The organism is Algisphaera agarilytica, from assembly GCF_014207595.1.
Lineage (GTDB): Bacteria > Planctomycetota > Phycisphaerae > Phycisphaerales > Phycisphaeraceae > Algisphaera > Algisphaera agarilytica.
In genome coordinates this window covers 3185616-3205783 of sequence record NZ_JACHGY010000001.1, presented here as the reverse complement: position 1 = coordinate 3205783, position 20168 = coordinate 3185616, and the positions used below count along the sequence as shown (strand labels likewise).

Below are 20168 nucleotides of genomic sequence, written 5' to 3'. Positions count from 1 at the left end.
ATGAGCGAAAATCGCGATAGCTTTGATGAACTTTGCATTCAATCTCCGAATGGAGATTCCCTGCTCGCTCTCATCAACGGCAAACGCGGATTTCTCGTGATTATGAACTCTGAAAACGGTAGCAGCCGAACGTCCCGCAATCCTGATTATTCGGATGACAATGACTCAACGATTGAGTACCAGCTTTCCAATGGCCAAGTGGACGAGTACCCCGAGTCATGGGCTCTACCGATTGAACTGATCCGCCAGGCATTGAGCGATTTTGAACAGAATCACACAATACCGACATATATCACGTGGCATATCGATGACTAACAAAGTCGATATTGCTGTCATCGGTGCCGGGGCAGCGGGACTGTTCGCCTCGATCTTTGCTCAACACGAGTCGGTATCTGAGCGATCGGTCCTAGCCTTCGACGGCGCCAAAAAACTCGGAGCCAAAATCCTTATCGCCGGGGGCGGGCGTTGTAACGTAACTCACGACGTCGTTCGGCCGGACGACTACGCCAGCGGGCCGGGGTCGTCGCGTAACGCGGTGAAGAAGGTGCTCAAATCATTCACAGTGAGCGACACGATTGAGTTCTTCGGAAACCGCGGCGTCGAGCTCAAACGCGAAGACACCGGCAAGCTCTTTCCGACCACCGACCGAGCCCGCACGGTGCTCAACGCCCTGCTTGAAGCCTGTTACGAGGCAGGGGCCGAGCTGCTCACCGAGCACCGCGCCTCGGCCATCGAACGTGTCGAGGGCGGCTTCAGTATCACCACCTCGCAAGGCGAGTACGACGCCAAACGCGTCGTACTCTCGACCGGCGGCAAAGCCCTGCCCAAGTCCGGCAGCGACGGCTTCGGTTATCAGCTCGCCCGTTCTCTGGGCCACTCCGTCACCGACACCTGGCCCGCGCTTGTGCCGTTGCTCTTGCCCAAGGGCCACTGGTTGACCGAACTCAAGGGCATCGCGGTGGATGTGGAGCTTTCGCTTGCTGGGCCGACGGGGAAGGTCTTGCACAAGCAGGACGGGGCGATGCTGCTAACGCACTTCGGCCTGTCGGGCCCCGCTCCGATGGACATCTCCCGCCACTTCGGCGGCGATTTCCCCCTTAGCCCCGGGCTTTGCCCGGGGGCGGAGTCATCTGGCAATCGCCCCCGGGCAGAGCCCGGGGCAAAGGGGGCTGGGATGTCGCTCAATGCGAACCTGTTGCCCTCTCACACTTTCGACTCGCTCGAAACCGAGCTGCTCGAACAATCCACGGCCCATCCCCGCCGTACCGTGCTGCAGGTCGTGCAGGCCCACTTCCCCGACCGGCTGGCCATGGCTTTGGTGCAGCACGGGGCAAAGCTCGAACCCGGGCTGCCGCTCTCACAACTCTCCAAAGACAACCGGCGAGCGCTGGTGCGGACGCTGACCGCCCTGCCGCTGCCGGTCACGGCCGATCGGGGCTACGAATTCGCCGAGGTCACCGCGGGCGGGGTGCCGCTATCGGAGGTCAATCTGTCGACCATGGAATCACGCGTCTGCCCGGGCCTGCACCTGGCGGGCGAGATCCTCGACGTGGACGGCCGGATCGGTGGCTACAACTTCCAGTGGGCCTGGTGCACCGGGCGGCTCGCGGGCCTCGGAGCCGCCAAGGCGCTGGCGCAGGATTGAACGCCAATTTGCCAAGCCGCCAAGGAAGTCATTGCCCAATTGCCGATGCCCAGCCGCCGCAGCTTGCCTTTGGGGTGTCGGGGCAAAGCCCTGACCGCCCGCCGCGCAGGCGCTCCGCTTACGAATACCCCAGTTCATTTTCCCTTACCATGCGTCCGACATGGCTTTCGAACGCAAGCACATCCCCAACCAGCTCACGATGCTCCGCCTGGTTTTCGCCGCGGCGTTTTTCGGGGTGCTTCAGCTCTACCGGTACGGGGAGCAGCACGAATCGCCGCTCTGGGTCCTGCCAGTGGCGACCGCCCTGTTCATCCTCGCCGCCATCACCGACGCCCTCGACGGCTACCTCGCCCGGCGGTGGGACGTCGTCTCGAAGTTCGGCCGGATCATGGACCCGTTCTGTGACAAGATCCTGATCCTCGGGGCGGTCATCTACCTCGGCAGCCCGCGCTTCCTCGACCCGATGGCGGTGGAAGCAGGGAGTTTCCGCACGATGGTCAGCGGGGTGTACCCGTGGATGGTCGTGCTGGTTTTGGCCCGTGAGCTGCTGGTCACCGGCATCCGCGGCGAGGTCGAAAAAGCGGGCATCGACTTCAGCGCGACCTGGACCGGCAAGCTCAAGATGATCCTCCAGTCCGTGGTCGTCCCGATCGTATTGGTGATCGTGATGATCGACCCGAACCGCGAGGGCTACACCTGGCTCGGCTGGGTTCGTGATGTACTCGTCTACGCCACCGTGATCACCACCGTCCTCTCCGGCGTGCCTTACATCACCGATGGAATCCAAGCGTTCAAGAAGCTCAAAGCCGAGCCCGAGAAGTCGGAATAGCGCGAACGCAAACCCACATCTTTCTCACAAGATTAATCAACCCCCGCTCCGCGTCGGCCGATGGTTATATATCGCCCTGCGCGACCAAGGGAGCCCCGTCGATGACTCACGAGCAGATGACCTCCGTTCTGGTTCAACAAAACCTTATCTCTCAAGAACAACGCGCCGCCGTGCTGTCCGACCCCGGTGTGACGTCTGATAACCGGTGTTTCCTCGAACACGCCGCCAAGCAGCTTGAGCTCGACGAATCCGATCTCCTCGGCGGCCTGATCGAACACACACGCAAAACCGCCACGGCCGTCAAGCTCACCCAGACCGCTCACGACCCCGCGGCCCTCGAGTACATCTGTGCCCGCGACGCCTGGGATTTCCTGATCCTCCCCCTGGCGATTGAGCCCGACGGCCACCTGCTGTGTTGCACCACCTCCGAAACGCTCGGCACCGCCCTGGCCTACCTCACCCGGACCCTGGCGATCCCCTTCCGCGTGGTCATCACCGATATCCGCCCACTGGAGCAGTACATCGCTGAGCAGTACCACTACGAAGGTGTCGACCTCGACACCGAGGCGGCGTAAAGCTCTTCCCGACAACGAAAACTACGCAAGGCGTTTCGTGGCGACCGTGCCTTCTTTGGTCGTCTTGACGTCGTATCCCGCATCCTGCAATTCGCCACGGATCGCGTCGGCGGCCGCGTAGTCCTTGTCCGCGCGGGCGGCGTCGAGGGCGGCGGCTTTCTCGCTTGCCCAGGCTTCATCGTCACCCGCGGCGTCCGCCACGGGCAGCACCCCCAGGACTTGATCGAAGCAGCGGATCACACCAAGCGATTCGGCCGACGCTTCTGCCGACATGCCCGCCGCCGGGTTCTCGTTGATGTACTCGAACACCGAGGCCAACGCCCCGGCGATATTGAGGTCGTCCGCCAACGCATCGACGAACCGCGCTACCGCGGGGTGGGCGATCCCCACATCGGCCGGTTCGCCCGCCTGGGCTTCCAAAGCCGCGGCGTATTCACGGAGCTTCCTCACGTTCGCAGCCGAGTCTTCCAATCCACGTTTGGTGAAGTTCATCTGGCTGCGGTAGTTGGCCTTGATCATCTCGTAGCGCAGCACCGCGGGGTCGACCGGGCGATCGGTGAATCTGCCGTCGAGGATTTGGCGGACGGTAAAGAAGTTGCCCTTGCTCTTGGACATCTTCGTGCCCTCGACCATGAGGTGTCGGGAGTGCATCCAGAAGCGGGCGAACTCCTCCTCGCCGGTCGCGCCACGGGACTGGGCGATTTCGCACTCGTGGTGGGGGAAGATGTTGTCTTCGCCGCCGGTGTGGATGTCGATGACATCACGTTTGAGCACCGCCCGAGCCATGGCCGAGCATTCGATGTGCCAGCCGGGGTAACCCGTGCCGTACGGGCTGTTCCACTTCATGAGGTGGGTGTCGTCGGGCTTCCAAAGCAAAAAGTCCGCTGGGTGGCGTTTCCCCGCCTGGTTCTCAGCCACCACACGGCCGCCCGCCCCGCCCTTCAACTCGTGGATGCTGTTGCCCGAGAGGATTCCGTAGCTCTCAAAACTTTCCACCGAGTAGTACACCGCGCCGTCGGCCGCGACGTAGGCGTGGTCCTTGGCAACGAGTTGCTCAACCATCGAAACCATGTTCGGCACAAAATCCGTCGCCCGCGGCATGTTCTGCGGAAACTCGTCGGCAATCTTCATCCCCAGCAACTGCGCGTCTTCGATAAACGCATCGATGTAGAACTCCGCCACCTGGTACGGATCGTTGGGGTTGTCGATGGCCGAGGCGTGCGCATCGCCCGCCTTCTTGGCCTCGGCGAGCCGCTGGGCCGCGACCTCCATCTTGTCTTCCCCCCCGCCGTCGGCCAACTGGTCCTCGGTCATGTGGCCGACGTCGGTCAGGTTCATCACCTGATGCACGTCGTAGCCCACCAATTCGAGGAACCGACGCAGCACATCCGCAAACAGAAACGTCTTGAAATTGCCGATGTGGGCAAAGTCATAAACCGTCGGCCCACAGTTGTACATCGACACCCGATCCGCCTCGAGGGGCGTAAACGGTTCGATCTGGTGGGTCAGCGTGTTGTAGAAGCGGAGGTCGGGCATGGCGGGATAGTGTAGCCATTCGGCCCGCCAGCCTCATCAACAGGAAACCTAGTTTTTCTCTATCAAATCCGCATACGCCTCGGGCACCTGCGGCTCGGGCAGGATATCAGCGGGGATGTCGAGCTTCCGGTCGTGAGCTCCCGGAGCGAAGTCGCTGACGTGGTAGACGTTTTCCTGCTTCCAGTCGACTTCCACACGGCCGTCGCCCAGGATGATCCGGCCGAGCTTGTTGCGGAGGAAGGCCGCCAGCTCGACGTACAGCTCGTGGTAGGCCAGGTTCACCCGTTCGTGTGGGTCGATCCGCAGATCGTAGAGCGACATCTCGACTTCCTCGGCCGAGGCCTCAAGGCCCCACATATTCCGCTCGCCGGGGGCGTAGCCTTCTCCGGGCTTGGTGAAGTACGGGCGTGCCCGCATCGAGAAGGCGAAATCCTTGGTGCGGAGGTAGGCCCGCTCGCCGCGGACCTGGTTGAACTCGCCGATGACGTAGTCACGCTGAACCGCCTCACCCGTAAGGATGTGGTTGAGGGCAAAGCCATCGAGCCCCGGGTGGGCGGAGGTCGGGACGCTCGCGGATTCGTAGATCGTGGGTGCAAAGTCGACGTATTCGATGAAGCCGTCGTAGACGGTGCCGGGCGGGTACTTCTCTTGGTCGGAGGACACCACGATGACGCTGCCGTGGTTGGACTGGTACCACGGGCCGAATTTCGCCTCGATGCCCTGCTCGCCGAGGTGCCAGCCGTGGTCGCCGCATACGTAGACGATGAGGAAGTCCTGGCCGCGTTTTTCGGAGTAGGCCTTGAACGAATCGACGGACGCGCCGACCAACTCATCGAGCATCGCGCAAAGGGCGTAGTAGTCGCGGATGGCCTGCTGTTGCTCGTCGTCGGTCATCCGAGAGAAGTTCATGTCGTTATGCATCTGCTGCAGCGTCTCGGGCAGCAGCTCGATCTCCCGGTCGCTGAAGGCGGGGACCTTGTAGGTCTGGCCCGCAAACTTGTCGCGGTACTCCTTGCTGGGCATCACCGGTGTGTGCGGGGCGCTGAACCCCAGGTGAATAAATACCGGCCTGCTCGGGTCGGGGCCGTTGGCCTTGGTCTTGCCATCGACCAGGGTGTAGGGCTGGCCTTCCTGGGCGAGGTATTCCTGCATGCTCTTGGCGGTCGCGCCGTCGAGGGTGTTCCAGGTGGTGTTGGACGAGACCCCGCCGATGATGAGGTTCGGGTTGCTGCGGGTGTAGGTGCGCAGGATGTCGAGTTCTTCCTCGACCGCCTTTCGCTGGGCGATATCTTCCTCGGTGATTTCAGCGTCCCGGCGTTCGCGCCAGAAACGTTTCACGGTGCCATCGGGGAAGCGGAACACCTCTTCGGTGCCGAGCACGCCGCCCTTGCCGTTGTGTGTCCCCCAAGGCCTGTTGAACCAGAAGTCGCTGCCGTCGCTTTCCTGCAGCATGCGTCGACTTACAAAAGTTTCGTAGTGGCCGATCTGGTTGTAGGTCTGCCGGCCGGGGTAGTCGAAGATGTAGTAGCCGCTCTTACCGAAGTGCGCGGTCTGGTAGCCGTGTTCCTTCATCACCTCGGGGACCATGCGGCTTGCGACGTCGACCTTCTGGTGGGCCGGGCGGAAGCCGAACATGCCGTTGCGGTGCGGGTACTTGCCGGTGTGCATCGAGCTGCGCGACGGGGCACAGGCGGGCGAATTGCAATACGCGTTGGTGAAGAAGACACCCTCGGCGGCCAGCTGGTCGATCCGCGGCGACATCACGAAACCCAGCGGGCTCTCGGCCTTGCCTGTGGTGACTTGGTTGTAGACCGCCAACGAATCGCTCCGCTGGTCGTCCGTGATGATCCAGAGGATATTCGGCGGTTGCTCGCCCGCTTGAGCGATCGCCGCGGTCAAAACGGCGGCCAGAACCACGAACCATGAGAAGGATCGGCAGGCCGATGCAACGATATCCATGAAGAAGCCTCTGAAAAATGGTGCAATCAAGATGGGATGGTGGATTCACTCAGCCGAAAGCAGATCCGAATAGGCCGACGGCAGCTGAGGCTCGGGAACGACGCCTTCGGGGATGTCGAGCTTCCGGTCGTGAGCTCCCGGGGCGAAGTCGCTGACGTGGTAGGTGTTCTCCTGCGTCCAGTCGACTTCTACGCGGCCGTCGCCCAGCACGATCCGGCCGAGCTTATCGCGGAAAAACCCGGCGAGCTCGGCGTAGGGAGCGTGGTAGGCCACGTTGACCCGTTCGTCGGGGTCGACACGCAGGTCGTACAGCGACATCTCGACTTCCTCGGCAGGAGCTTCCAGCCCCCACATCGTCCGCTCGCCCGGCTCGTAGCCTTCGCCCGGCTTGGTGAAGTATGGGCGGGCCCGCATCGAGAACGCAAAGTCCTTGGTGCGGAGGTAGGCCCGCTCGCCGCGGACCTGGTTGAACTCGCCGATGACGTAGTCGCGTTGGACCGCCTCGCCCGAAGCGATCTGGCGGAGGCTGAACCCGTCGAGCCCGGGGTGGGCGGAGGTGGAGATATTCGCGGCGTCGTAGAACGTCGGGACGAAGTCGACGTATTCGATCAGGCCGTCGTAGACCGTGCCGGGCGGGTATTTCTCTTTGTCGGAGGACACCACGATGACGCTGCCCTGGTTGGACTGCCGCCACGGGCCGAACTTGGCTTCGATGCCCTGCTCGCCGAGGTGCCAGCCGTGGTCGCCGTTGACGTAGACGATGAGGTAGTCCCGGCCGTGCTTCTCGGAGTAGGCCTTGAACGAATCGGCCGCGGCCCCGGCGAGGTGGTCCACCATCGCGCACAGGGCGTAGTAGTCGCGGATCGCCTGCTGCTTCTCGGCATCGGTCATCCGCGAGAAGTTCATGTCGTTGTGCATCTGCTGCAGCGTCTCGGGCAGCAGCTCGAGCTCACGCTCGTCGAAGGCGGGGACCTTGTAAGTCTTGCCCATGAATTTGTCTCGGAATTCCTTGCTGGGCAGCACCGGGGTGTGGGGGGCGCTGAAGCCCAGGTGGATGAAGACGGGCTTTTCGGGGTCGGGGCCCGCGGCTTGTGTTTTGCCATCAATCAGGGTGTAGGGCTGTGAGCCGCCGTGATCGAGATACCGCTGCATCGCTTTGACTGTCGCGGCGTCCATCGTGTTCCAGGTGGTGTTGGACGAGACGCCACCGATGATCAGGTTGGGGTTGCGGCGGGTGTAGGTGCGCAGGATGTCGAGCTCTTCCTCGATGGCCTTGCGTTTGGCGAGGTCATCTTCGGTCAGCGGCTGGTCCTTGCGCTCGCGCCAGAAGCGTTTCACGCTGCCGTCGGGGTAGCGGTAGACCTCTTCGGTGCCGATGACCATGCCCTTGCCATCGACCTCGCCCCAGGGGCTGTTGAACCAGAAGTCGCTGCCGTCAGATTCGTGCAGGCTGCGCTTGGTGACGCGGGGGTTGTAATGCCCGGCCGGTTCCCACTGGTTGATCTTGTCGATCGGGAAGATCCGGACGCCGCTCTTGCCGAAGTGGGCGGGCTGGTAGCCGTGGTTTTTCATCACGGCCTGGACCAGCTCACTCGAAACGTCGGCCGAGTGGTGCGATCGACGGAAGCCGTAGATGCCGTTGCGGTGCGGGTACTTGCCGGTGTGCATCGAGGCTCGCGACGGGGCACAGGCCGGGGAGTTGCAGTAGGCGTTGGGGTAGAACACGCCCTCGGCGGCCAGCGCATCCAGCCGCGGAGACATCACGAACCCCAACGGGCTCTCGTCCCGGCCGGTGGCGTACCGGTTGAACACTGCCAACGAATCGCTCCGGTGGTCGTCGGTGATGATCCAGAGAATGTTCGGGGGCTGCTTCGATTCGTCGGCGATCGAAGAAACCGACGTGCAACCCAGAACCGCGAGGGCAAACGCCAAAGCGACCAACCAACCCGTGATACGCATATGAAACTCCAAAGAAGTATTTAAGCCCGCATCGTACACAAACCCCTGGCATATCCGGCGAAAGACAGGATTGGAAACTCGGTCAGGAAGCCTCGGGAACCGCTGCAAGTTTCTCGACCGTCACCGCAATGACCTTGGTGCGTTCGGCCTCGTCGACGGTGACTTTGACCCCGTTGGCCTCAAACGTTTCGCCGACCTCGGGGATGTGGCCGAGGGTGGCGAAGACGAAGCCGCCGACGGTGTCGTAGTCCTCGTCCTCGGGGAGGTCCAGCCCTAGTTGGTCGTTGAGGTCGTCGATGTGGGTCCTCGCCTCCACACGAGCGACTTTGTCGTTGACCTCGATCACTTCGGGGGGTTCGTCCTCGGGTTCGTACTCGTCCTGAATCTCGCCGACGATCTCTTCCAGGATATCTTCGATGGTGATGAGCCCCGCGGTGCCGCCGTACTCGTCGAGCACGATGGCCATATGCACCTTGGTTGCGCGGAACTCGCGGAGAAGGTCCAGCACATCCTTACTCTCGGGAATGAGCATCGGCTCACGCAGAAGCGATTCCAAGTCGAAGCTGTCAGCAACCGCCGGGTCCGAGTCTTCGCGGATGTGCAGCAGCTCGATCAGGTCCTTGGCGTAGAGGATGCCCACCACGTCGTCGAGGCTTTCGCGGTATACCGGCACCCGGGAGTGGCCGTACTCCAGCACCGCCGACTTGACCTCGGCCAAGGTCGCTGGGAGCTCGATGCCTTGGACCTCGGTGCGCGGCGTCATGATCTCCCCCGCATCGGTATCGTCGAGGTCGAACACCGCCTCGATCATCTGCTTCTGTTCTTCAGCGACCGTGTCGCCTTCTTCGTGGTCTTCCACCGCCGCCATGACCTGATCCGACAGGTCGTCGTCATCGTCGTGGAGGTCGACGCCAGAGATGCGGCGGACCACGGGGTCAAAGAGCGTCAGCGGCTTGGTCACCGGCAGGGTCAGCACCATCAACACCCGGAGCAGCGGCACCGACCACGCCAGCAGCCGTTCCGAGCGGTACTGCGCCCAGCTCACCGGGATCGCCACGCTGAAAATGCCCAGGCACACCGTGGCGATCAGGAACGCCCAGACAAACGGCCAGGGCGAAATCGTTGTGGACTGCCCGAGGTGGGTTTCCACCGCGTACAAAATGCCCAGCACCATGGTGAGGCCGCAGCAAGCACGCAGCAGGCCGGTCATGAGCTGGAGTTCGGACAGGTTGTCCGACACAAACTGCGCTTGGCGCTCACGCCCTTGCTCGGTCAGCAGGTCTGTGAGCCGCTTGCGTGAAAACGTCTTGAGCACCGAGTGGGTCGCGGAGAAGTAGCAGATGAGGATGCAGGCCACCGCGACGATGACGATCGGGATGATCACGTGTGGTCTCCCGGCGTTTCGGTTTGGCCATGGAAGACGGGGCCGAAGCCCATGTCCGTCAGCAGCTGGTCTTCGCGCTGGTGCATGCGTTGATAGTCGTGTTCATCGTGATCGTCTTCCCCGAGCAGATGCATCAGGCCGTGCACGGCGTAGAGCAGCAACTCGGTCCGGGCGTCGTGCCCACGCGTCGAGGACTGACGCTCGGCCTCCTCACGACAGATCACCAGATCACCATCGATGTGGGTGACTACATCGCCGGGGCGCGGCGGTTCGCGATCGGCCAGATCAAACGTGAGCACGTCCGTGGGCGTCGGATCGTCGCAGTGGTCCGCGTGGAGCTGGATCATGGTCGGATCGTCGATCAGGGTGACCGCGAGATTTCCGGAGGTGACGCCCGCCAGACGTACCGCCTGGGCGAGCTGCTCGTCGAGCCAGCCCGCTGAAGGCGGCTCGGTGTCGCTGGTATCGAGGGTGTAGGTCACCTGGAGGCCGAGGTCGGCATCGGCTGGGAGATGGGGCGCACTCAGAGAGTCCGGCCCCGTACTAGGCTCGGGTTCTTCGGAGGAACTGCCGGAGGTACTCGGAGGCTCGGCGGCGTCCGAGGTCACGGAATCAGATGTAGGGGGTTGAGGCACTTCGGTTCTCATCACGGGATAACGCAATAGCTTATGCGAATTCAAACCCGAGGCCAAGACCTGGATTCAGGAAACCCGCCGATCGAGTCGGGCGCGAAAATCCAACCCGAAATGAGCGTAAATTATTCCTCAATCAACCCTTATGCGGAAGCTTGCAATCCAGCTGCTTAACGAGAGTCACCCGATTGCCGCGCTTATTGAACTGGACATCGGTCATGTAGGCCCGCATGAGCATGACCCCACGGCCGTGAGGCCGGCCCAGGTTTTCTACGGCGGTCGGGTCGGGCACATCGTCGGGGTTGAATCCGGGCCCTTCGTCTTCGATCACAATGGTGAGTTGGTTGGGCTCGGTCGTGAACTCGAGCGTGACCTGCTTGGAGGGGTCGCTGGCGTTGCCGTGACGGACCGCGTTGGTCAGCGCTTCGTCGAGCGCAAGCCGTACCGCAAACAACGCTTTCTCATCGAAGCCCGCTTCCTTGGCAGCATCCACAACGGCCTGCTGCGCCGCAGGCACCTCGCTGAGCTTGCTGGGGAACACGAGCTTGGATGAGGTCGGCTTTGACATGAAGGACTCGCCCGTTCCACTCACCCACAGGTGTAACACGAATGCTCACATCGACGCCAAACCCGCGCGGCTGACGTCGCCCTACCCGGTGGTATCACAAACAACGTGACCCGCACGAGGCGCGAGATTATTTAAAGCTGCCCAGTGCTTTGTCCGTTGTGTCGTGGATCTGGAAGAGCTTGTTGAGCTTGGTGATCACGAAGACTTCGTAGATCTGCTTGTCGATGCTCGCCAGACGGAGCTGGCCGCCCTTCTGCTTCACCTTGGTGTTCACGGTGATGAGCGTACCCAAGGCCGCCGAGGAAAGGTGCTCGACGTTTTCAAAGTTCAAGAGGATCTTGGGGTTGGCTTTGCTGTCGATCAGGGTTGCGATCTCTTCGCCGATCTGCTGGATATTGGCCTCTTCGAGGATGTTGCGGTCCACAAAACCGATCTGGGTGATCTCTTCGTGTTCGCTGACGATCAGGCGGGAATCTTTGTCGGTCATGGACCAGGCTCCGGGCGGGAGGGATAGGGGAAACTCAGTGGTAGCAGTGTAACATCGGCAGATCGCCGCGTTGGCTTAGAACACACTCTGCCCCGCTCGTTTGGAGCGAGGTAACGGGTAAAGAATAGCCATAATATTCCGGTCTGGCACGCATAACGCCCCCCACCGCCCGATAAACGCGGGCCGGATTCGCGGCAGATCGTCAATCCGCCTGTCGCCCAGCGTTCGCCGGTGGGTCGGCCTCGGCAGCCTTTGGTCCTCCGGCTTCTTCCTGCTGGACCGCCCAGAGCGCAGCGTATTTGAGCTGGACGCTGAAGGCGGCCTTCTGGGCGATGAGCAGGCCGAAGGTGCCGTCGAGAAACCCCCGCTTGATGAAGTAGAACTTGATGAACGCCATGTACGGCCGAAGGGCCAGCGACGCCCACGAGGCCCGTTTGCCCTGGGCATGCATCTGCCGGGCGACCATCAGCACCCGCTCATCCAGCCGCTTCCCGCTGAAGTAGTCCGACCAGGATTCAAGCCCGTCGAAGCCGACACGTTTGTGCTCGAGGTGGCCCGACAGGCGTTTGGTGCGTGAGGGGTCCGACGGCTCACGGGTGTCGTGCAACGCCTCTTCGGGCCAGTGGGTCCGTCCGCGGTGGATCAGTCGGCTCTGGCGGTCGGGCCACCACGCCCTCACGGGCCGCCCCATGACCCAGTTCCGCCGGTTGCAGTACACCACGTCGAGGCCGTCGAGTTCCCCGTCGGTCAACGCCTGGATCTGCTGGGCGAGCTTGGGCGAGACTTCCTCGTCGCCATCCAAGACCAGCACCCAGTCGTTCGCCGCCAATTCGGTGCCAAATTTTTTCTGCCCCGTGTAGCCGCGCCAGGGCTCCAGGCGATACACGTCCGCCGCCGCCTGAGCGATCTCGGCCGTGCGATCCTCGGAACCCGAATCCACGATCACCAGCTCGTCCGCCCACTTCACCGACGCCACCGCCGCGGGCAGGGTCGCCTCGGCGTTCGCACAGCAGATCACGACAGAAATCTTGGCCATCGGGACAGTGTAATGCGAACCGAACCGGGGCTGGGATCGCCGCTGGCCTCCGCGACCGTGCTGGCGTTTGGCTAGAGAAAACCGTGGCGGTTAAACTGCTCTGATTCCGCCTGCTTTCGGCGATTGACGCATCCAACCGGACATCCGCCCGCGTCGCGCCACGGGGCACCCCGATCCACTCGGCCAGGAACCTTCTCATGACCGCCGCTTACAAAATCGCCCTCGCCGCCGGGGCCTCCCTGCTCCTGATCGTGATCGCATCGCTGATCTTGCGTGGCGAGAACAACACCCCCGCCCCGGAAGACACCGGCGAAGAGCTGGCCCTCAACGACACCATCGCCCCAATTGCGGAGCCGCCCGCCGTGGACCCGGTCCCCCCCGCCGATGCACCGGGGCTGGGCCTCGGCGTGGACCTGACGCCGGTCGGCCCGCCCGTCCGAGACGAGACCCTCACCACGGACACCCCCCCGAGCCCCGAGCCCGAACCCGAATCGCCCACGCGTCTGTCCTACGCCGATAAGCCCGCCGTCGTCGAGCCGGTCCTCCCGGACCCGGAAAACTCCATCACCGTGGGACGCTCGGCCTTCGACAACGACGACCCGTTCGACCGCAAGCCCTTCGATCCGCTGAGCGAACCGATCGGCCCGCCCGAGCCCGAGCCCATCACGCCCGAGGACCCCGCCCTCGCCGAGGTGCCGCCCGCAGACCCGACCCCCGCCGAAGCCAACGTGGGCATCGCGCTGGGCCCGCTCGACCCGGTGACGCCCCCGGCTGATCCTTCGGCCGAGTCCACGGAAAACGTGGTACCCACGCCGCCGCCCGCCCCGCCGATTCTGCGGCTCTACACCATCGAGTCCGGCGACTCGCTCAGCTCCATCGCCCTGGCCACCTACGGCAGCGCGAACAAGTGGGTCGATATCGCCCAGGCCAACCCACTGGTCGATCCCAACCGCCTCCGCGTCGGTCAGGAGATCAAGCTCCCCGACCTCAGCGGCGAGGGCGCCGCCCCGGTGGTGAAGGCCGAGGACAACGAAGACGAAGTGCCACGCCGTGGCGCCAAGTACACCGTGAAATCCGGGGACAACCTCAGCAAGATCGCCAAGCAGTTCTACAACTCCACCGCCAAGTGGGAACTGATCTTCCAGGCCAACCGCCGAACCATCGGCGACGATCCGGGCAACCTCAAGGTCGGCATGGAACTGCTCATCCCCCCGCCCGACACCGGTGCAAACTAAAGCACTCCGAAAAACGCTTCACGTTTCTTACCCCACACCCAACTCCAAATCCCCCACACCCATGCGCTACCTCATCACCGGCGGAGCCGGATTCGTCGGCTCCAACCTGACCCGCACCCTCCAAGAGCAGCAGCCCGACGCCGAGCTGTTGGTCGTGGACGACATGCGGCTGGGCACGTTCGCCAACCTCAGTAGCGAAGGCCCCAACGGCTGGTCCTACCACGGCGAAATCATCGCCGGTGCGTTGCATGAACTGGACCTGCCCAGCCTGATCGACGGGTTCAAGCCGAACGTGGTGTTTCACGAAGCGTCGATCACCGACACGACCGTGATGGATGAAGCCCAGATGATCCGCGACAACGTCGAGCCGTTCGACGAGCTGGTCGAATTGTGTGTCGCCCAGAACATCCGCCTGGTCTGGGCCAGCAGCGCCGCGACCTACGGCACCACTGCGAACGGTGCCCTCAACGAGCGCCGCCCCTTTACCCTCGAAGACGCTGGCCGCCCCGCCAACGTGTACGGCTTCTCGAAATGGGTCATGGAAAACATCCAACGCAAGACCCTGGCCCAGCACCCCGACGCCCACATGGTCGGCCTCCGCTACTTCAACGTGTTCGGCCCCGGCGAACAAAACAAGGGCAAGATGGCGTCCATGATCTATCAACTCGCCCAGCAGATGCTCGACGGCAAACGCCCCCGCATCTTCGACCCCGGCGATCAGGCCCGCGATCAGATCTACGTCAAGGACGTCGTTGGCTGCACCATGGCCGGGGCCTTGGACGGCGCGAAATCCGGCGTCTACAACTGCGGAACCGGCGAAGCCACCAGCTTCAACCAGATCGTCGCCGCGCTGAATCAGGCCTTCGGCACCGACCATGCGCCCGACTACTTCGAGAACCCCTTCAGCTTCTACCAGGACTACACCTGCGCCGACATCAGCCAGACCACGGCGGGGCTGAACTGGAAACCTGCGTACACCACACACGACGCGATCGTCGAGTATGCCGAGCTGCTCAAGGCGATGCGGGGATGAGTTGAATTCCCCCAGCACCCCCGATGCTGCGGTGGTCACCCTTGATGCCGACGGCCGGATCGCCGTCGATCTGCCTTGCGTCTCCTGCGGCTATCTCTTGCGCACCCTGCCGCCGGACGGCTCATGCCCCGAGTGCGGCAAGCCGGTCGCAGAGACGCTCGAGGCGGGCAACATCCGGCTGCTGCCCCTGGATTGGTTGGGAGGCCTGCAGGGCGGTGCGGTCTTCTTAGCCATCTCGATTCCGTTGCTCGGGTTGTTCGGCATCGGTGCATTAACCTGGCTGCTCATAGCCATCACGATCACTATCGACGCGCCCAAACACCAGCCCGGGCTCAAGCGATTGCGGAACCTGAGCGTGGCCAGCGGCGTCACCGGAGGGCTCGGGGCGTTGCTGCTTATCGTTGACCCTTCTTATTACCACTCAGAGTGGTTCTTCATCGCCCACTTGGCGGTAGTAACGGTGATGCTCGGGTTGCACCTCGCGGGCATGTGCGGGTTCGCGGCGGCGGTCTGCCGATTGGCCCAATGGCATAGTCTCAGGAAGCTAAGCACGTGTCTGGCGGTGTTCGCCCTTCTCTGGCCATTCCTGACGATGGGCTCAGTGATCTTGATGGGCATGTCATTCAGCCGCGCCTGGAACGGCAATCCCGTGTGGTGGCTGGATACATTGCTTTATTTGCTTGGCTTATCCGCGTTCTTTGGCGGGGCGTTGTTCCTCGTCTTGTTGTTCATGCTTTGGGTCATGATCGCCATCAAACTCAACTGCATCCTACGCGAAGCCGAGGCCCTACAACGCGGCACAAAATAACTTGCTACGTGCCCTACAGAGGTATACTGTTCATAGACAAGTGAAGATTAACGGGAAGGCTATAACGCCCTCCCGGAAACACACCTCCACCGAAGTTTTCTTGCAAATCACAGAGTTGAATGCAAGAGTTTCAAATCGGTGGGCGTGAGGTGCGAGGCCGAGCTCAGGCACACATGCGCTCGGGCCTTACGAACCTCAAGGGAACCGGACGGGACGCGATGGCCAGGCCGTCAAAGAGCGGAAGGTCGGGACGATCTCGCGACGTGCCCACTTCAAATTGAGGTTCGAGTTCATCCGCCTTCGGCCCCGCACCCCACGCCCCCGCCCCATCTCCCCTAAAACACGAAAGCCCACGCCTGTGCTCCGATCATGCGTGGGCTTTTTCGCGGCTATCATGGCCCCATGGCTTCACCCACCCACGACCCCCGCCGCCCCGACCCCGCGCTGCTCGACGACCTCGTCGACACGCTGGTGAGCACGACGCTGGCCGACCAACGCACCGCCCACATCGACGCGATCTTCCTACCCAGCCGGGCCAAGTGCATCGATATCGTCGAGCTGCTGCGGAAGCTGACCTTCCCCGGGTTCTTCGAAGACGAACGGCTGACCTCCGACAACATCCACGCACGCTTCGGCGAACTGGTCGAGCAGATCGATGCGATGCTCTACGAGCAGATCCGCCAGACCGAACGCTACCTGCTCAACCGCGCGGGCAAGGCCAAGACCGGCGACGACTGCCCCGAATGCGACATCACCGCCCGCGAAAAGACCGACGGCTTCATGGGCTCCATCCCCGAGGTCCGGCGGATGCTGTCGCTCGACGTCCAGGCCGCCTTCGACGGCGACCCCGCCGCGACATCGACCGATGAAACCATCTTCTGCTACCCAGGCCTCGACGCCATCTTCATCCACCGCTACGCCCACGAGCTGTACAAGCTCGACCTGCACCTGCTCGCCCGCATCTTCTCCGAGTACGCCCACAACGAGACCGGCATCGAGATCCACCCCGGCGCCACGATCGACGAATCCTTCTTCATCGACCACGGCACCGGCATCGTGATCGGCGAAACCGTCGTCATCGGCAAGCGGGTCAAGGTCTACCAGGGCGTCACCCTCGGCGCGATCTCCACCAAGGGCGGCCAGAACTGGCGCGGCATGAAACGCCACCCCACTATCGAGGACGACGTCACCATCTACGGCGGGGCGATCATCCTCGGCGGCCAAACCGTCATCGGAAAAGGTGCGACGGTCAACGGCTCGATCTTCGTCACCCAGTCGGTCCCCCCCGGACACACCGCCACCGTCGACCAGCTCGAGGTCAAGCACAAGCCGCCCCGTGAGAAGAAGAAATAAGACGCCTGCCCGGCCGACCGTGATGTCATTTATCAGCGAGAACGCGCGGCGGAGCCGCGTCGCTTATTCGTACTCCGTTGCCACGCCGCGAACCGTGTCGTGGTGCCTGCTAAACTGCCCCGATGTCCGAGATCGATCCCCTGCTTGAAGGTTTGACTGAGCCACAGACTCAGGCCGTGACTCACGTTGACGGCCCGCTGTTGGTGTTGGCCGGGCCGGGCTCGGGCAAGACGCGGGTCATCACCCGGCGGATCGCGTATCTGGTCAAGGGCGTGGGCATCGCGCCGTGGAATGTGTTGGCAATCACCTTCACCAACAAGGCCGCGGGCGAGATGCGGGACCGTGTCGCCCAGCTCCTCACCGAGCGTCAGGCCCGCGCGACCACCGTGGCGACGTTCCACTCGCTGTGCGCTCGATTGATCCGCCAGTACGCCGACCGCCTCGGCCTCCCGCCGGGCTACTCGATCTACGACACCGCCGACCAGAAGCGGGCAATGAAGCAGGCGTTGGAAGACCTGGAGATCAACACCAAGAACTTCCCCCCCGCCTCGATGCTCAGCTCGATCAGCAACGCCAAGAACGACCTGCTCGACGCGGCGGGTTTCGCCAAGCAGGCCAGCAACTTCTACGACCGCACCGTCGCCAAGGTGTACACCAAGTACCAAGCGATCCTCGAGCGTAACGGCGCCCTCGATTTCGACGACCTGCTGCTCAAGACCGTCTCGCTGCTCAAGCAGCACCCCGACGTCTTGGCCGAGCTGCGTGAGCGGTTCCAGTACGTCATGATTGACGAGTACCAGGACACCAACCACGCCCAGTTCATGATCGCCAACGCCCTCTCGGCCGAGCACCAGTGCATCATGTGCACCGGTGACCCCGACCAGTCGATCTACGGCTGGCGCGGCGCGAACATCCAGAACATCCTCGAGTTCGAGCAGCACTACCCCGCCGCCGAGGTCGTTCGGTTGGAGCAGAACTACCGCTCGACCAAGACCATCCTCGCCGCCGCCGACGCCCTGATCGTGAACAACCGCGGGCGTCGACACAAGGAACTCTGGACCGACAACCCCACGGGTGATCCGGTCCAGATCGTCACCTGCGCCGACGAACGGCAGGAAGCGGGCTGGGTCGCCGAGGAGTTCAAACGCCTGCACGAGGAAGAGAACGTCGCCTGGGGACAGATGGCGGTCTTCTACCGGATCAACTCGCTCTCGCGGGTCATGGAAGAGACGCTGCGCAACAGCAGCATCCCCTACCAGATCGCCCGGGGCACCGCGTTCTACGACCGCAAGGAGATCAAGGACGCGATCGCGTACCTGCGTGTCGTCGCTAATCCGTCGGACGAGGTCAACCTGCTGCGCGTGATCAACACCCCCGCCCGCGGCATCAGTGCCGCCTCGGTCAAGGCGATGCAGGCCTTTGCGTTGGCGAACAACCAGCCGTTCGACGAGTTGCTGGGCGATCCGCTGCGGGTCACCGCGCTCAACTCCCGTGCTCAGAACAGCGTGGCCAAGTTCGGCAAGACCGTCGACACCTGGCGCACCACCGCGGGCATCGTCGCCGCCGAAAACCACGACCCCACCGCCCCGCAGCCCTCGCTCCGCGGCTTCGTGGAAGATGTCCTGCGCGACTCCGGGCTCGAAACCTTCTACCGCAACGATAAATCCGACCCGGACCAGGAACGCCTGGCCAACCTCGGCGAGCTCGTCACCTCGGCCCAGCAGTTCGAGGAGGAATACCTTTTCGAAGCTGAGCAGGCCGGAGAATACGAACAAGTCCACCTGCGTGAAAAACTGCTGGCCTTCCTCGAGCAGGTCGCGTTGGTCAGTGACGCCGACGGCGTCGACTCCTCGCAGGGCTCGGTCACCCTGATGACGCTGCACGCCGCCAAGGGCCTGGAGTACCCCGTCGTCGCCATGATCGGCGTCGAAGACGGCCTGCTCCCCCACGACCGCGCCAACGACGACCCGCAGGAACTCGAAGAAGAACGCCGACTCGCCTTCGTCGGGATCACCCGTGCGGAAGAACGGCTGTACCTCTGCCACGGCAAGTACCGGACCGTGTTCGGTCAGACCATGCCGACGATCCGCAGCCGATTCCTCACCGAACTGCCCGCGGACGTGGTCGAGGAAGTCGATCCGTCCAGTGATCCCCACGCCATGGAAGACGACCTCTTCGGCGGCGGTGGCGGCACACAGCGATCGCTGGCCGCCAAGCAAGCGGGCCAGTTCCCGCCGGGCGCTTTGGTGAAACATCCGCAGTTCGGCTTGGGACGGGTGGTGAACGTCTCGCCGATGGGGGCCCACACCCGTGCGAAGATCGACTTCACGACCTCGGGGACCAAGACGCTGATCCTGCAGTACGCCCGGCTGGAGCTGATCGATGTCTGAGCAAAGAAGTATTGATACGCCAAGGGGCCGAGGGGCCAAGAGGACGAGCCGGACACGGATCAAAATCTGTGGCGTGAAAGATGTGGCCACGGCTCAGGCGGTGGTTGACGCCGGAGCGGACTACCTCGGGTTGAACTTCGTCGAGAAGTCGCCAAGGTTTGTGGATGTGGAAACCGCTCGCCAGATCGTGGCGTTGCTTCCCGATCACGTCGAGCCGGTGGGCTTGTTCTGCGATCACCCCGCGGACTACGTCCTGGCCACCGCTGAAGCGGTGGGGCTGAGGACAGTTCAACTGCACGGCCACGAGTCCCCCGCATACTCGCAAGAACTCGGGAACCTGAACCTCCTCAAGGTGTTCGGTTTTGACCGCGACACACTCAGCGAACATATCGCGGACTGGAAAAACCACTTCGGCAACGTCACCGCCCTGCTCATCGACACCCCGCCGAAACCCGACGCCGAGATCACCGGCGGGACGGGCGAGGTGTTCGACTGGGAAAGCCTGGCGGCCATGGATTTCTCGCAGCTTCCCCCGCTGATGCTGGCCGGTGGCCTCACCCCCGACAACGTCGGCCAGGCGATCCGCACCGTTCGGCCCTGGGCGGTGGATGTGTCCAGCGGCGTCGAGTCCTCACGCGGCGTGAAAGACCCCGCTATGATCGCCGACTTCTGTGCGGCGGTGCGTGAAGCGGATGCGTCGCTGGGTGTGGAGTGAGTGAAAACTACAAATCCTCCACAA

General features: G+C 63.0%; 18 protein-coding genes. 10 read left to right on the top strand and 8 right to left on the bottom strand.

Going from position 1 to position 20168, the window contains the following annotated elements; translation table 11 throughout:
• From HNQ40_RS13830 to HNQ40_RS13815, 4 genes are all read left to right on the top strand, one after another.
• Positions 1–315, top strand: a complete 315-nt coding sequence (locus tag HNQ40_RS13830; RefSeq protein WP_184678412.1) for an Imm1 family immunity protein — start codon at positions 1–3, stop codon at positions 313–315.
• Positions 308–1645 carry a BaiN/RdsA family NAD(P)/FAD-dependent oxidoreductase gene (locus tag HNQ40_RS13825; protein ID WP_184678411.1) on the top strand — a complete coding sequence of 446 codons (1338 nt, stop codon included), beginning with the start codon at positions 308–310 and terminating at the stop codon, positions 1643–1645. Before HNQ40_RS13830 ends, HNQ40_RS13825 begins: the two co-directional genes overlap by 8 nt.
• Before the next feature lie 160 nt (positions 1646–1805).
• A complete protein-coding gene (locus tag HNQ40_RS13820; protein WP_184678410.1) occupies positions 1806–2474 on the top strand; it encodes a CDP-alcohol phosphatidyltransferase family protein in 669 nt (222 codons plus the stop codon).
• Between the two features lie 101 nt (positions 2475–2575).
• Positions 2576–3049, top strand: a complete 474-nt coding sequence (locus tag HNQ40_RS13815; RefSeq protein WP_184678409.1) for a hypothetical protein — start codon at positions 2576–2578, stop codon at positions 3047–3049.
• A 21-nt stretch (positions 3050–3070) separates the two neighbouring features.
• Here HNQ40_RS13815 and cysS read toward each other — a convergent pair whose 3' ends face one another.
• The 8 genes from cysS to HNQ40_RS13775 form a co-directional block, all read right to left on the bottom strand.
• Complete coding sequence (gene cysS, locus HNQ40_RS13810; protein ID WP_184678408.1) at positions 3071–4585, bottom strand: cysteine--tRNA ligase; 1515 nt, start codon at positions 4583–4585, stop codon at positions 3071–3073.
• A 48-nt stretch (positions 4586–4633) separates the two neighbouring features.
• Complete coding sequence (locus HNQ40_RS13805; protein WP_184678407.1) at positions 4634–6544, bottom strand: sulfatase-like hydrolase/transferase; 1911 nt, start codon at positions 6542–6544, stop codon at positions 4634–4636.
• Positions 6545–6589: 45 nt separating this feature from the next.
• A complete protein-coding gene (locus HNQ40_RS13800) occupies positions 6590–8503 on the bottom strand; it encodes a sulfatase-like hydrolase/transferase (protein WP_184678406.1) in 1914 nt (637 codons plus the stop codon).
• An 82-nt stretch (positions 8504–8585) separates the two neighbouring features.
• On the bottom strand, positions 8586–9887 hold the full coding sequence (locus tag HNQ40_RS18655) for a hemolysin family protein (RefSeq protein WP_184678405.1): 1302 nt from the start codon (positions 9885–9887) through the stop codon (positions 8586–8588).
• A complete protein-coding gene (ybeY, locus tag HNQ40_RS13790) occupies positions 9884–10495 on the bottom strand; it encodes an rRNA maturation RNase YbeY (RefSeq protein WP_184678404.1) in 612 nt (203 codons plus the stop codon). The genes HNQ40_RS18655 and ybeY overlap by 4 nt, the downstream gene beginning before the upstream one ends.
• Before the next feature lie 160 nt (positions 10496–10655).
• Positions 10656–11087: an ATP-binding protein gene (locus tag HNQ40_RS13785; RefSeq protein WP_184678403.1), complete on the bottom strand. Its 432-nt coding sequence runs from the start codon at positions 11085–11087 to the stop codon at positions 10656–10658.
• A 127-nt stretch (positions 11088–11214) separates the two neighbouring features.
• A complete protein-coding gene (locus tag HNQ40_RS13780; protein WP_184678402.1) occupies positions 11215–11574 on the bottom strand; it encodes an STAS domain-containing protein in 360 nt (119 codons plus the stop codon).
• A gap of 202 nt (positions 11575–11776) precedes the next feature.
• On the bottom strand, positions 11777–12610 hold the full coding sequence (locus HNQ40_RS13775) for a glycosyltransferase family 2 protein (RefSeq protein ID WP_184678401.1): 834 nt from the start codon (positions 12608–12610) through the stop codon (positions 11777–11779).
• A gap of 197 nt (positions 12611–12807) precedes the next feature.
• On the opposite strand from HNQ40_RS13775, the gene HNQ40_RS13770 reads away from it, so the two are divergent.
• The 6 genes from HNQ40_RS13770 to HNQ40_RS13745 all read left to right on the top strand — a co-directional run bounded on the left by HNQ40_RS13770 (position 12808) and on the right by HNQ40_RS13745 (position 20144).
• Positions 12808–13845: a LysM peptidoglycan-binding domain-containing protein gene (locus HNQ40_RS13770; RefSeq protein ID WP_184678400.1), complete on the top strand. Its 1038-nt coding sequence runs from the start codon at positions 12808–12810 to the stop codon at positions 13843–13845.
• A 61-nt stretch (positions 13846–13906) separates the two neighbouring features.
• A complete protein-coding gene (locus tag HNQ40_RS13765) occupies positions 13907–14878 on the top strand; it encodes an NAD-dependent epimerase/dehydratase family protein (protein WP_184678399.1) in 972 nt (323 codons plus the stop codon).
• A gap of 1 nt (position 14879) precedes the next feature.
• Entirely contained in the window at positions 14880–15686 is an 807-nt protein-coding gene (locus HNQ40_RS13760; protein ID WP_184678398.1) for a hypothetical protein, read from the top strand.
• A gap of 402 nt (positions 15687–16088) precedes the next feature.
• Positions 16089–17039 (top strand): serine O-acetyltransferase, encoded by a 951-nt coding sequence (locus HNQ40_RS13755; protein WP_184678397.1) that lies wholly within the window; start codon positions 16089–16091, stop codon positions 17037–17039.
• Positions 17040–17161: 122 nt separating this feature from the next.
• Positions 17162–19429, top strand: a complete 2268-nt coding sequence (locus tag HNQ40_RS13750) for an ATP-dependent helicase (RefSeq protein WP_184678396.1) — start codon at positions 17162–17164, stop codon at positions 19427–19429.
• A 73-nt stretch (positions 19430–19502) separates the two neighbouring features.
• A complete protein-coding gene (locus tag HNQ40_RS13745) occupies positions 19503–20144 on the top strand; it encodes a phosphoribosylanthranilate isomerase (protein WP_184678395.1) in 642 nt (213 codons plus the stop codon).
• Positions 20145–20168: the final 24 nt, after the last annotated feature.

Bases quoted from the DNA above. Each gene is read 5' to 3' on its own strand.
- HNQ40_RS13805 (WP_184678407.1), bottom strand. From the start codon at position 6,544: ATGGATATCGTTGCATCGGCCTGCCGATCCTTCTCATGGTTCGTGGTT.
- HNQ40_RS13770 (WP_184678400.1), top strand. From the start codon at position 12,808: ATGACCGCCGCTTACAAAATCGCCCTCGCCGCCGGGGCCTCCCTGCTC.
- HNQ40_RS13825 (WP_184678411.1), top strand. From the start codon at position 308: ATGACTAACAAAGTCGATATTGCTGTCATCGGTGCCGGGGCAGCGGGA.
- HNQ40_RS13780 (WP_184678402.1), bottom strand. From the start codon at position 11,574: ATGACCGACAAAGATTCCCGCCTGATCGTCAGCGAACACGAAGAGATC.
- HNQ40_RS13830 (WP_184678412.1), top strand. From the start codon at position 1: ATGAGCGAAAATCGCGATAGCTTTGATGAACTTTGCATTCAATCTCCG.
- HNQ40_RS13800 (WP_184678406.1), bottom strand. From the start codon at position 8,503: ATGCGTATCACGGGTTGGTTGGTCGCTTTGGCGTTTGCCCTCGCGGTT.
- cysS (WP_184678408.1), bottom strand. From the start codon at position 4,585: ATGCCCGACCTCCGCTTCTACAACACGCTGACCCACCAGATCGAACCG.
- HNQ40_RS13750 (WP_184678396.1), top strand. From the start codon at position 17,162: ATGTCCGAGATCGATCCCCTGCTTGAAGGTTTGACTGAGCCACAGACT.
- HNQ40_RS13775 (WP_184678401.1), bottom strand. From the start codon at position 12,610: ATGGCCAAGATTTCTGTCGTGATCTGCTGTGCGAACGCCGAGGCGACC.
- HNQ40_RS13765 (WP_184678399.1), top strand. From the start codon at position 13,907: ATGCGCTACCTCATCACCGGCGGAGCCGGATTCGTCGGCTCCAACCTG.
- HNQ40_RS13755 (WP_184678397.1), top strand. From the start codon at position 16,089: ATGGCTTCACCCACCCACGACCCCCGCCGCCCCGACCCCGCGCTGCTC.
- HNQ40_RS13815 (WP_184678409.1), top strand. From the start codon at position 2,576: ATGACTCACGAGCAGATGACCTCCGTTCTGGTTCAACAAAACCTTATC.
- HNQ40_RS13785 (WP_184678403.1), bottom strand. From the start codon at position 11,087: ATGTCAAAGCCGACCTCATCCAAGCTCGTGTTCCCCAGCAAGCTCAGC.
- HNQ40_RS13820 (WP_184678410.1), top strand. From the start codon at position 1,806: ATGGCTTTCGAACGCAAGCACATCCCCAACCAGCTCACGATGCTCCGC.